General features: G+C 60.9%; 10 protein-coding genes. 6 read left to right on the top strand and 4 right to left on the bottom strand.

Annotated elements, in window-relative coordinates:
• Positions 1-36: 36 nt before the first annotated feature.
• The 4 genes from ACZ5IL_RS20570 to ACZ5IL_RS20555 all read right to left on the bottom strand — a co-directional run bounded on the left by ACZ5IL_RS20570 (position 37) and on the right by ACZ5IL_RS20555 (position 3,767).
• Positions 37-249, bottom strand: a complete 213-nt coding sequence (locus ACZ5IL_RS20570; protein WP_464594293.1) for a SlyX family protein — start codon at positions 247-249, stop codon at positions 37-39.
• Entirely contained in the window at positions 242-1,009 is a 768-nt protein-coding gene (trhO, locus tag ACZ5IL_RS20565) for an oxygen-dependent tRNA uridine(34) hydroxylase TrhO (RefSeq protein WP_464594292.1), read from the bottom strand. The genes ACZ5IL_RS20570 and trhO overlap by 8 nt, the downstream gene beginning before the upstream one ends.
• Positions 1,010-1,258: 249 nt before the next feature.
• On the bottom strand, positions 1,259-1,474 hold the full coding sequence (locus ACZ5IL_RS20560) for a CsbD family protein (RefSeq protein ID WP_425906910.1): 216 nt from the start codon (positions 1,472-1,474) through the stop codon (positions 1,259-1,261).
• Between the two features lie 196 nt (positions 1,475-1,670).
• On the bottom strand, positions 1,671-3,767 hold the full coding sequence (locus ACZ5IL_RS20555; RefSeq protein ID WP_464594291.1) for a methyl-accepting chemotaxis protein: 2,097 nt from the start codon (positions 3,765-3,767) through the stop codon (positions 1,671-1,673).
• Between the two features lie 412 nt (positions 3,768-4,179).
• On the opposite strand from ACZ5IL_RS20555, the gene ACZ5IL_RS20550 reads away from it, so the two are divergent.
• The 6 genes from ACZ5IL_RS20550 (at position 4,180) to glpD (ending at position 12,537) form a co-directional block, all read left to right on the top strand.
• A complete protein-coding gene (locus tag ACZ5IL_RS20550) occupies positions 4,180-6,444 on the top strand; it encodes an acyl-CoA dehydrogenase (RefSeq protein WP_464594290.1) in 2,265 nt (754 codons plus the stop codon).
• Entirely contained in the window at positions 6,444-7,727 is a 1,284-nt protein-coding gene (locus ACZ5IL_RS20545) for an acetyl-CoA C-acetyltransferase (protein WP_464594289.1), read from the top strand. The genes ACZ5IL_RS20550 and ACZ5IL_RS20545 overlap by 1 nt, the downstream gene beginning before the upstream one ends.
• A gap of 7 nt (positions 7,728-7,734) precedes the next feature.
• Entirely contained in the window at positions 7,735-9,825 is a 2,091-nt protein-coding gene (locus ACZ5IL_RS20540; protein ID WP_464594288.1) for a 3-hydroxyacyl-CoA dehydrogenase NAD-binding domain-containing protein, read from the top strand.
• Between the two features lie 43 nt (positions 9,826-9,868).
• Positions 9,869-10,303: an acyl-CoA thioesterase gene (locus ACZ5IL_RS20535; RefSeq protein ID WP_464594287.1), complete on the top strand. Its 435-nt coding sequence runs from the start codon at positions 9,869-9,871 to the stop codon at positions 10,301-10,303.
• Positions 10,304-10,574: 271 nt separating this feature from the next.
• Positions 10,575-10,811 (top strand): hypothetical protein, encoded by a 237-nt coding sequence (locus tag ACZ5IL_RS20530; protein ID WP_425906900.1) that lies wholly within the window; start codon positions 10,575-10,577, stop codon positions 10,809-10,811.
• Between the two features lie 187 nt (positions 10,812-10,998).
• Positions 10,999-12,537: a glycerol-3-phosphate dehydrogenase gene (glpD, locus tag ACZ5IL_RS20525; protein ID WP_464594286.1), complete on the top strand. Its 1,539-nt coding sequence runs from the start codon at positions 10,999-11,001 to the stop codon at positions 12,535-12,537.
• Positions 12,538-12,550: the final 13 nt, after the last annotated feature.

Below are 12,550 nucleotides of genomic sequence, written 5' to 3'. Positions count from 1 at the left end.
TCAACGGCGATCCGGAGCAAACGGGTCACGCCCGCCTCAATAATGCGGCGGCGGCTCGCTAGCCGGGGCTGGCCGACCGGCTTCCGCCTCCCGCAAGCGCTCGCCGAGTTCGGCGATCTGTCGCGTCAGCGAGTCGATCTGCTTCCACTGCGCAGTGACGACCTGATTCAGGGCCTCGATGGTCTCCTCCTGATGTGTTGTGCGCATTTCCAGCGCATCGATGCGATCCGCGAATGCCTTGTCAATCATCGCGCGGCATTCCGTCCATCATCTGGTCCGGGGATCGGGATTCCTTCAGCCCGTGACTGAGAGCGATTCTGTCATCGAATACAAAACATTCGCCTCGCCAGCGGCTTTCGCTTTCAGGAATGTTCTCGAGGTATTTCAGGATGCCGCCCTTGAGGTGATAGACTTCCCCGAATCCGCGCGACAGCAGGTAGGAGCTTGCTTTCTCACAACGAATCCCGCCTGTGCAATACATTGCGATCCTGTGATGCTTGTGCGGATCGAGTTCTTGCGCGACGAAATCCTTGAATTTTCCGAAACGGGAGAGTTGCGGATCGACCGCGCCTTCAAAGCTGCCCATCGCCACCTCGAAGGCATTGCGGACATCGATCAGAAGTGTGCCAGGCGCGGCGATCAGTTCATTCCAGTCCCTAGGGTCGACGTAGATGCCGACCGCACGGGTCGGATCGGTCGCGGGGTCGCCCAGCGTCACGATCTCTTTCTTGAGCCGGACCTTCAGCCGTGCAAACGGCATCGTCGAGGCATGCGAAAATTTTAGCTCGAGATTATTCAGCCGGCCGGAGAACAGCGGGTCGGTCCGTAATTCTGACACCAGCGCATCGATTGCGCCCGGCATTCCGGCGACGGTGCCGTTAATGCCCTCGGCGGCGAGCAGGATCGAGCCCTTGACGGATCGCCCGGCGCACAGCGCGCGCAGCGGTTCGCGCAACTCGCGAAAATCCGGCAGCGGCGTAAATTGATACAAAGCGGCGACCTTGAGCATAGGGCGGGTTTAGCAGCCCACGCCGCATCGCGAAACCCATGCATAATTCAATAGAGGGTCGATAGCGGATAATGTCCCTTTCTGTCCTGCTTCGTCGTGCAGACCGGTCTTCTACCGCCATCTGCAACGGCCGTTGCATACGAGGTTCTGTTGCCGTTCGATCGCCAGGGGATACTTCGCCGCATTGAAAAAGCCGGCCCGCAAAGGGCCGGCCATTCACATCAGAATGCGACGCACGCCTCGATTAGATCAGAGTTTCTTGTTGATTGCGGCGGCTGCTTTGTCAGCAGCATCCTTGGTCGCTTCCTTGGCGTCGCCAAGCGCGTTTTGACCCTTGCCTTTTAATTCTTGAATCGCGCCTTCACCCTGAAGTTTCTCGGAACCGATCGCTTCGCCAATTCCCTGTTTGGCCTTACCGATGACTTCGTTGGCGGTACCCTTGATCTTGTCGGTAGTGGAACCCATAAGTTTTTCTCCTTCACGTCAGCCTGCACCATAACGTGCAGTGCGTTGAAGGGTTCCTGCGGTGGAAAAGGGACGTGCCGTTCCGCATTCAAAAAGAAATTCAGAAGAGAGGTTCATGAGCGGGTCGAAAGGGCGATCCGCTCATGATTCACGTTCGCGTCCAGATGCGGCTATGGATCGAGGATATCGTCCCCGACTAAGCAGCTCTGACCGTTGCGAGAAATTTCTCGACCTCCTCCTTGAGACGACCAGTATCCCCGGACAGGGACTTCGCCGCCGCAAGGGCCTGCGTGGAGGCGCTGCCTGTCACCGAAGCTCCGTTGCTGACCTCGATAATGTTGGAGGAAACTTCGGAGGTTCCGGCAGCAGCCTGCTGGACGTTGCGGGATATCTCCTGAGTTGCCGACGCCTGCTCTTCGACTGCCGAAGCGATCGTGGCGGAAATCTCCGCGATCTTGCCGATGACGATCCCGATTTCCTTCACGTTGTCGACAGAGTCGTCAGTCGCCGACTGGATGCTCGTAATCTGCTGGCCGATTTCGGCGGTGGCCTTCGCGGTCTGTTCGGCCAACGCCTTGACCTCGGACGCTACGACGGCAAACCCCCGGCCAGCTTCACCTGCCCGAGCGGCCTCGATCGTTGCATTGAGTGCCAGGAGATTGGTCTGGCTGGCAATCGTATTGATAAGTTCAACCACGTCTCCGATCTTCGCGGATGCCTGCGACAGCGAATTGATACGCTGGTCGGCGCTATGAGCTTTCTGCGCCGCATCGTTTGCGATCCTCGAGGCTTCCTGCACCTGCCGGCTGATTTCATTCACGGAGGCCGCCATTTCCTCACTTGCAGAGGCCACAGACTGAACGTTGACCGTTGCCTCCTCGGAAGCCGCTGCCACAGCTGATGACAGCTGATGGGTTTGCTCGGCCGTCTTGGTCAAGGCGGTCGCCGAATCTTCGAGTTGGGTCGCCGCCGAGGATACGGTCTGGATCACTGCGCCGACCGCCGCTTCGAAGCCATCGGCAAGGCGGTGCATGTCCGCTTTGCGCTGCTGCGCAGCAAGTTGATCCTGCTGCATCTTGGCTTCCGCTTCATCGCGCGCCTTCTGCTCGGCCTTGACCTTGAAGGTTTCGACCGCCCGCGCCATGTCGCCCATTTCGTCCTTGCGGTCGAGCCCGGGCAGGACGACGGAGAAATTGCCTTTTGCGAGTTCACCCATCGCTGTCGTCAGCGCCGCCAACGGCCGCAGGATTCGCGAGAACGCTATCCAGAAGCTGACAAAAGCGAGGGCGATACAGCCCAGAAATATCAAGCCGGCGATGAGCAGTTTGGATGAGCTGTTTGCAGCCTCCTTGGCCGCCTCCTGGTCGGCTGCTTCACCGACTGCATTGGCCAGCCGAAGTATCGAATTGATCGCGGTCGTCGCCTGCGCGACATAGTCGTTGCCGCTGATCTTGTATTCACCCGTCTCGGCTGCCGCGAGTACGGCGTCGCGAGTCTGGCCGTAGACCTGGAAATAATCTCTCTCGACACCCGAGATCGCATCAGCAACTTTTCTCGGCAAGTCGGCGCGCATACGAGCCGGTGAAATGGTTTCCCATGCCAGCTCAACATTTCCGCGGAAACGAGCGATCGTCCGCAAGCTGGTCGTGGAAATCTTGGCGCGGGAGCCAACCATCCCTCCGAGGAGCGCGCGCTCCCTTCCGGCGTTCTCTGCCATCTGCGCAGTCAGATGACGTAAGCTGACCAATTGCGCCAGGGCCGCTGTAGGCGGGCGGGTCAGCGTTTCCAAAGTGAGCCGCAGCCTGTTGCCGGACACGTCAATCAGCTTGGTGATGGTCGGCGAGAAGCTCTCCACGACGTCCGCGCTGCGTTCCGATCCCCGCTTGGGAAGATTCTCGTCGAGGCGCGTGCGAAATCCGACGAACCCTTGGAAAGCGCTCTCGGCCTCCGAGATTTTCGATTCCGCAGATTTCATCGCCGGATTTCCGCGCAGCAGTTGAGCGGCCTCCGAAAATGCGCGATCGGCGGCTTGCCGTGTTTCGGCGATCTGAGGACGGAGTTCTGCGGGCAGCGCATCGGGAGACTTCAGCGGCGCGTTCGTAAGTCCGCGCTCCACCGCCCATTGTCCCGCGCTTCGCAACAGCAATTGCGAGATGTGGTTCACTTCGAGGAATGCTTCAGATTGCTGTCGCTGTTCGTAGGCTTGATAGGCCGAGATTCCGGCGGAAAGTGCGCCTATCATGACGAGCGCGGAGACGATCGCGGGCAATATAACGCTTATCTTCGCCTTCATTTTCGGATCCTTCCGATGCAGGTGAACTCTTCGCCGATCAACCGTTCTCAGTTGATCGAGGCTGGTGTTTGGTCGCTGTAGTAAGGGCTAGGACGTTGTGCTTTGATGCGCGGCTGAGTGGCGAGAAGGCCCCGCGGTACGACACATGAACCGTTCAAATCGGCGGTATCTTCGAACTACAGGATTAAAATTTTACCAATAAACGCGAGTGGATAATGTCTCGCAACCAAACCTTGCGTTCGGTTCAGGCTCTAACCGCGTTTTTCCGTTTGGTTTTCGATTATGAAAAATATGAAATGAAGCCGGCCTTTCCCTATTTTAAAGATATTTTCCTTATAGCGGTAAGATCATTGCCTGTAGTAATCCCGAATCGGACCGACGGCGTCGAGTACCCGAACAAGAGGACATTGCGATGAGCTTTCGCCGTGACGTGATCTCCAAGCTGATCTTCTCCTGGGCGCGCCGTGTGCTGCCCTCGGTGTCCGATACCGAGCGCGAGGCGCTGGAAGCCGGGGACGTCTGGTGGGATGCCGACCTGTTCACCGGCGATCCAGAGTGGGCGAAGCTCCTGGACACCCCGCCCGCAACTTTGACAGCAGAAGAGCAGGCATTCCTCAACGGGCCCGTGGACGAACTGTGCGCCATGCTCGACGAATGGAAGATCAATTGGGAATTGCGCGATCTGCCGCCGGAGGTCTGGAATTTCATCAAGCAGAAAAAATTTCTCGGTATGATCATTCCGACCGAGCATGGCGGACTCGGCTTTTCGCCCTATGCGCATTCGGAAGTCGTGCGCAAGATTTCATCGCGCTCGCTGGTCGCTGCGGTCACGGTGATGGTGCCGAATTCACTCGGCCCCGGCGAATTGCTGATGCGTTTCGGTACCAGGGATCAGCAGAGCAAATGGCTGCCATGTCTGGCTGACGGTCGCGATATTCCATGCTTCGGCCTCACCAGCCCGGAAGCCGGCTCCGACGCTGCGGCGATGACCGACAGCGGCATCATCTGCAAGGGAATGTTCGAGGGCCACGAGGTCATTGGGATCAGGCTGAACTGGCACAAGCGCTACATCACGCTTGGTCCGGTGGCGACACTTCTCGGCCTCGCCTTCAAAGCCTACGATCCGGATCATCTGGTTGGCTCGCAGGAGGATCTCGGCATCACCGTGGCGCTGATCCCAACCAGCCTGCCTGGAGTTTCGATCGGCCGTCGCCATCTTCCTGCGATGCAGGTGTTTCAGAACGGCCCAACCTGGGGCAAGGATGTCTTCGTTCCTCTCGACTACGTCATCGGCGGAAAGGAGCGTCTCGGTCAGGGCTGGAAGATGCTGATGACCGCGCTGGCTGCCGGGCGCGGCATCTCGTTGCCCTCGTTGTCGGCTGCGGGCGCGGCTTTTTCGGCGCGGACGACCGGCGCTTATGCGCGCATCCGCGAACAATTCGGCATTCCGATCGGAAAGTTCGAGGGTATCGAGGAGCCGTTGGCGCGGATTGCTGCCACGGCCTATCTGATCGATGCGGCGCGGCGGCTGACTTGCGCTGCGCTGAACGAGGGCCACCATCCCGCGGTCATCTCCGGCATCATGAAACTGCACGCCACCGAGCGGCTGCGCACCGTGATCGATGACGCAATGGATATCCATGGCGGCAAGGCGGTCATCGATGGACCTCAAAATTATCTCGGTAACCTCTATCGGGGCGTACCGGTTTCGATCACCGTGGAAGGTGCCAACATCCTGACGCGCAATCTTATCATCTTCGGGCAGGGTGCGATTCGTGCGCATCCCTATTTGCTGCAGGAGATGAATGCGCTCGGCGACACGAACAAGGCCCGAGGCCTTGATGCTTTTGACAAGACGTTCTGGGTTCACATCGTCCACAGCTTCAAGACTTTGTTCCGTGCCTGGGGCCGAAGCTGGAGCGGCGGAGTCTTTGCGCCCGCGCCGGATAACGCTGGCGCGGTGACCGGCTTCTACCGTCAACTCTCGAGGTATTCGGCGGCCTTCGCATTATGCGCCGATATGGCGCTCCTAACGCTCGGCGGCAAGTTGAAGCGGAAGGAGATGCTGTCCGCACGGTTTGGCGACATTCTTTCCGAGCTGTATCTCTTGTCGGCTGTACTCAAGCGTTGGCACGAGGAGGGCCGTCAGGAGGCCGATCTCGCAGTGGTCGAATGGTGCATGGCGACCGGCTTCCGCACCATCGAGCAGCGGTTTGCGGATATCCTGGCGAATCTGCCGAACCGCTTTGTCGCGATCATGCTCAAATTCATGATCCAGCCGCTCGGCGCGCAAGCGCGCGGACCCAGCGACAAGGTCATCCACGCCTGCGCGCAACTGGTGTTGGAGCCTTCCGTCGCGCGCGATCGCCTGACGCAGGGACTGTCGCATGTCGATGATGACGGTGGGCCAGCCCGGCTGGAGAAGGCATTCCTGCTGGTTACCGCCGCCGAGGACGTGTTTAAGCGGATGCACGCTGCGCGCCTGCGCGATGCGGATGCCGCCGTCAGGCAAGGCACCATCACCCAGGTCGAAGCCGAGCAGTACAAGGCAGCGCAAGAGGCAGTGGCCCGGGTCATTGAGGTCGACGACTTTGCGCCGGAGGCATTGTCGCCCCACGAGAAGGCCGTCAGCGTGCAAGTCGTGCAGGAGCGGACTGAGACGAGGGTGGCAGGCTGATGGTGCGCCCAGTCTATATCATCGACGGCAGCCGAACTCCGTTCCTGAAAGCGCGCAGCGGTCCGGGGCCGTTCACGCCGGTCGATTTGGCCGTGCAATGCGGCCGGCCGTTGCTGGCGCGCCAGCCGTTCGCGCCTGACGCCTTCGATCAGGTCATCCTCGGCTGTGTCAACGTCATTGCCGATGAAATGAACCCGGCCCGCGTCGCGGCATTGCGGCTCGGCATGGGCGAGGCGATGGTCGCGTTCACGGTGCAGATCAACTGTGGCTCGGGCATGCAGTCGATCGACACCGGCTACCGCTACATCCGGGACGGCGACGCTAATTTGATCCTGACTGGCGGAGCGGAGGCGCTGAGCCATGCACCGCTGGTATGGCCGCAGCAGGGCGTGCGCTGGTTCGCAGGCGTCGCCGCCGCCAAGGGCATCGTTGAAAAAATCAAGGCGATCGCCAAAGCACGGCCGCCCTATTTCAAGCCGATCATCGGGCTTGAGCGAGGGCTGACCGATCCGATCACCGAACTCAACATGGGCCAGACCGCGGAGGTGGTCGGCCATCTTTTCGGCATCACGCGCGAACAGTCCGATGCCTACGCGGTCGAGAGCCACAAACGCCTGGCCAAGGCGCAGGCCGAAGGCTGGCTGAAAGGCGAGTTGGAAACCACTTTCGCGCGCGACGGCAAATTCTATGATCACGACGACGGCGTGCGCCCCGACTCCTCGATGGAGTCGCTGGCGAGGTTGAAGCCGGTGTTCGAGCGGCCATGGGGTCAGGTCACCGCCGGCAATTCCTCACAGATCACTGACGGCGCTTGCTGGACGATTCTCGCATCGGAAGACGCCGTCATCAAACACGGTCTCAAGCCGAAGGCGATGATCATCGACAGCCAGTGGTCGGGGCTGGATCCTTCAGTCATGGGATTGGGGCCGGTGCTGTCGGCGACCGAACTGTTGAAGCGCAACAAGCTGTCGCTTCACGACATCGAAACCTGGGAGCTCAATGAAGCATTCGCGACGCAGGTGCTCGGCTGCCTCGCCGCGTGGGAGGACGAGAAGTTCTGCCGCGAGGTGCTCGGACTTGAGGGCGCCGCCGGCACGATCGATCGCGCCAGGCTCAATGTCGATGGCGGCGCGGTCAGCCTCGGCCATCCCGTCGGCACCTCGGGCAACCGCATCGTGTTGCACCTCGTCAACGCTATGAAGCGGCTCGGCACGAAGCGCGGGATTGCCACCGAATGCATTGGCGGCGGGCTGGGCGGTGCGATGCTGGTTGAGATGGTATGAGGGCGTCATGAAATCAAAGGTATTGGACGCTCTCAAGGATCGCGTGCTGGAGCTTGGGCCAACGCCCGACGCAAGCGGTCCCTATCGCAACTTCAAGCTGACCCGCGATAGCGATGGTGTGGCTTGGGTTCTGTTTGACCGCGCCGATTCCAGCGCCAACACGCTGTCGTCGGACGTGATGGAGGAGTTTGGCGCAATCGTTACCGCGCTGGAAAACCATCCGCCCGCAGGCGTCGTGCTCCGTTCGGCCAAGACGTCCGGCTTCATAGCAGGCGCCGACGTCAACGAATTCCGCGGCGCCGCCGATCCGGGCGCGGTCGAAATGACGCTCAGTCGCGCCGACGGCATTATCGGCCGGCTGGAGGCGCTGAAGATTCCGACCGTCGCCGTGATCCATGGTTTCTGCCTCGGCGGAGGACTCGAGGTGGCACTGGCATGTCGGACACGAATCGCCATCGACAATGCGCGGTTCGGTTTCCCCGAAGTGATGCTCGGCCTGCATCCCGGCCTCGGCGGCACCGTTCGCTTTACCAGGCTTGTCAATCCGATGCAGGCGATGACGTTGATGCTCACCGGCAAGACCATCGATGCGCGGAAAGCGAAATCGCTTGGTCTTGTCGATGCCGTGACCCAGGAGCGCCACGTCCGCAACGCTGTGAAGGATGTGATGGCCGGCCGGCTGAAGCGTGGCCGGCCAAGCGTGCTCAATCAGCTGCTTAATCTCGGCCCCGTCCGCGGCTTTCTAGCCAAGCGGATGCGCCAGGAGGCCGCGAAGGCGGCGCCGCAGGAGCATTATCCCGCTCCCTATGCACTGATCGATCTCTGGGAGAGGCATGGCGGCAGCAGGACGGCGATGCTGGCGGCCGAAAAGCGGTCCTTCGCCGAGCTGATGGTGACATCGACGGCGCAGAACCTGATCCGGGTGTTCTTCCTCCGCGAGGAGATGAAGAAGCTCGCGGCCGGCGACAACGTCGTGAAGCATCTGCACGTCATCGGCGCCGGCGCCATGGGCGGCGACATCGCCGCGTGGTGCGCGCATCAGAATATCCGGGTCACGCTCGCGGACATGAAGCCGGAGCCGATCGCCGCCGCGATCAGGCGCGCAGCCGATCTTTACAGCAAGATCGTCCGCAAGCGGACCGGTATCCGCGACACGCTCGACCGTTTGATACCCGATCTGGTTGGCGAAGGGGTGCGCCACGCCGATCTCATCATCGAGGCGGTTTCCGAAAAGCTCGAACTGAAGCAGAAAGTCTATGCCGCAATCGAGCCAAGAATGAAGCCGGGTGCGATCCTCGCCACCAACACCTCGAGCATTCCGCTGCAGGAGCTACGAACCACATTGCAGCGTCCTGAGCGCCTGGTGGGCCTGCATTTCTTCAATCCGGTGTCGCGGTTGCAACTGGTGGAAGTGGTCAGCCACGATGCCGCCGACCCGCAGGTGCTGAAACAGGCCATGGCATTCGTCGGGGCAATAGACCGGCTGCCGCTGCCCGTGCAGAGCTCGTCAGGGTTCCTGGTCAACCGTGCACTGACGCCGTATATGCTCGAAGCCATGGTCATGCTCGATGAAAAGATCGACAAGACGGTAATCGATGCCGCGGCGGAAAAATTCGGCATGCCGGTGGGACCGATCGAACTCGCCGACCAGGTCGGGCTGGACATCTGCCTCGCCGTTGGCGACGAGTTGCGCGCGAAGTTCGGCGAAGCTCTTCCGCAGCCGCCGGACTGGCTGCGTGAGAAAGTTGCGAAAGGCGAACTCGGCCGCAAGACCGGCCAGGGCTTTTATACTTGGCGCGAAGGTAAGGCTGAGAAGGGCGGTGCCGGGAATTCGCAGGTTCAGCCGGAATTGATCGACCGCCTGATGCTGCCGATCTCGAACGTTTGCGTCGCATGCCTGCGCGAAGGCATCGTCGACGATCCCGACCTTGTCGACGGGGCCATGATCTTCGGAACCGGCTACGCTCCGTTCCGCGGCGGTCCGCTGAAGTATGCGCGCACCCGTGGCCCAGAGAATGTCGCCGCCAATTTGCGCGAGCTCGCGGCAAAATACGGCGCTCGTTTCGCGCCGGACCCGGGCTGGGATACGTTCAAGTGAGGCGGTGCGTGATGTTGCCTCAGACCAACGAATGACGGACATCATGACCGACCTAACAGCCGTTCACGCCCCGGCGATCAGTGAAACCACGCCGCTCGGCGAACTCTGCACCCGCACGCTGGCAATGCCCGCCGACACCAATCAGAATGGTGACATTTTCGGCGGTTGGCTGCTGAGCCAGATGGACATCGGCGGCGGCGTCTTCGCCTCCAAGCTCGCGAAGTCCCGCACCGTGACGGTTGCAATCGACGCCATGAATTTCCGCAAACCTGTCTTTGTCGGCGATCTGGTCTCCGTTCATGCCACATTGATCCGTATCGGCAGGACTTCGATTGCTGTGCATCTGGAAGCCTGGGTGATGCGCCGCAAGGAAAAGCAGTTCATCCTCGTTACCGACGGCAAATTTACCTACGTCGCGATCGACGATCAGGGCCTCCCGCGGGAAATCCCCCAGGCCGGGCGGCCAGCTACGGCATAGCCGGCACTCCCAGCAAGCCTGTTTGCTGAACCGGAACGGTTTACGCCGCCAGCCGCATTCGTCGATCCGACATAGCGTTTTCGAGCGAAGTGGATGCGGTTTGCCTGAAGAAAACGCGTCAGAAGCAAAAATGCTTTCGGTACCCAGCCTCGACCGATTCTAGTTGCGAACGTCAGAACCATGTCCATATCTTGTCGGTACGACAGGGAACGTTTCCCGCCATTGCCCGTTATTGGCGCGGCCTTTAGGGCCGGAAAAATGCGAGTGGGACATGTCGAAGACCTATATTATCGAAGTCGGTTCTGAATCTGCCGGGATCGTGGTGCGTGATCGCGCCGGGTTCCGGTTCTTTTCGGCCTCTCGGCGGTTCAGCTGCCTCGACGGCAAGCTGTTTCGCAGCGCCCGGGAAGCGGAGCGCGCGGCGAAAAACCGTGCGTTGCCCAAGAAATCCACGTGTCCCGAGTTTGTGAAATCGCTGCGGCGCGCTTTGCCGAAACTTCCCTTTTGACGGAGATGCTGGCCGACGCAGGAAACTGCGTTGACGGCTTCGTCCAACATCAGCACCATGGCATGTCCTGCGGGTCCTGGGTGCTGTTGCTGTAACGACTATCGCCCTCCTCGCATCGAGGTGATCGTCGGTCGTGTGCCGGTTCGACGATCTCATCTCGCGTTAAGGTGATGGAGGGGGCGCGTCCGTGGGTCAGGTTTTCGACCTCGCTATCATCGGCGGCGGCATCAACGGGTGCGGGATCGCGCGCGACGCGGCTGGGCGGGGCAACTCGGTCTTCCTGTGTGAAATGAACGACCTCGCCAGCGGCACGTCGTCGTGGTCGACCAAGCTGGTGCACGGGGGGCTGCGATATCTGGAGTATTACGAGTTTCATCTGGTTCGCGAGGCGCTGATCGAGCGCGAAATTCTCTGGCGGATCGCGCCTCACATCATTCATCCGGTGCGCTTCGTGCTGCCTCATCACGCCGGCCTGAGGCCGGCATGGCTGCTGCGGCTCGGCCTCTTCCTTTATGATCATATCGGCGGCCGGAAGCTGTTGCCGCCGACGCGATCGGTCGATCTGGCGCGCGACAGTGTCGGCAAGCCGCTGAGCCCCGGCCGCTACCGCAAGGGGTTCGAATATTCTGACTGCGTTGTCGACGATGCCCGTCTCGTTATCCTTACCGCGCGCGATGCGGCCGACCGCGGAGCGGATATCCGGACCCGAACGCGCGCGGTCGAGACCCGTCAGTCCGACGGCCTCTGGCGTATCACGGTCGAGGATACGCTAAGCGGCGAACGCAGCACGATCGCCGCGCGGATGCTGGTTAATGCGGGCGGCCCCTGGGTCGAACAGGTGCTGACATTGGGCGCGGGCATCAACACCCGTGCGAGAGTGCGGCTGGTGCAAGGATCGCATATCGTGGTCAGGAAACTCTACGATCACGACCGGGCTTACATCTTCCAGAACAGTGACGGCCGAATCGTGTTCGCCATTCCCTATCGGGATGACTTCACCCTGATCGGCACCACGGATCGCGACTATGAGGGGGACCCCGCCAAGGTAAAGGCCTCAAGCGAGGAAATCGCTTATCTCTGCGCGTCGGTCAGCGAGTATCTGGCGAAGCCGGTGAAGCTGCAGGATGTGGTCTGGTCCTATGCCGGGGTGCGGCCGCTTTACGATGATGGCGCCAGCGAAGCCAAGGCCGCCACCCGTGAATACGTCTTTGAACTCGATACGCCCGGCGGCGCGCCGCTGCTTTCGGTTTACGGCGGCAAAATCACAACCTATCGCCGGCTGGCCGAAGAGGCGCTGGAAAAGCTGTCGCCATATCTGAAAGGGACAAAAGCGCGCGAGGGCTGGACTGCGAAGGCGGCGCTGCCCGGCGGAGACATGGAGGTGTCTGCAGTCGCGGCGCTGACGGCTAATCTGCTGCGCGACTATCCTTTTCTAACGGAAGGACACGCGAAACGTCTCGCGCTCGCCTATGGCACCCGCGCGGCCAAGATGCTGGGTGTGGCGAAGACGACGACGGATCTTGGCCGGGAATTCGGAGCCACGCTCACTGAACGCGAGGTCTGCTATCTGATTTCCGACGAATGGGCATGCACCGTGGAGGATATCATCTGGCGACGCTCCAAGCTCGGCTTGCGCATGTCAGCGGCCGACATAGCGGAGCTTGAATCCTGGTTCGCGGAGCGGACGGAGGCCGGCCGCTCGAGGGAAGCGGAAGCACGGCCATAAGTCTCGCCTCAAG

The sequence above is a fragment of the Nitrobacter sp. CN101 genome, from assembly GCF_055390255.1.
The sequence above is the reverse complement of the archived record's forward strand: the minus strand, read 5'-3'. Positions and strand labels throughout refer to the sequence as shown.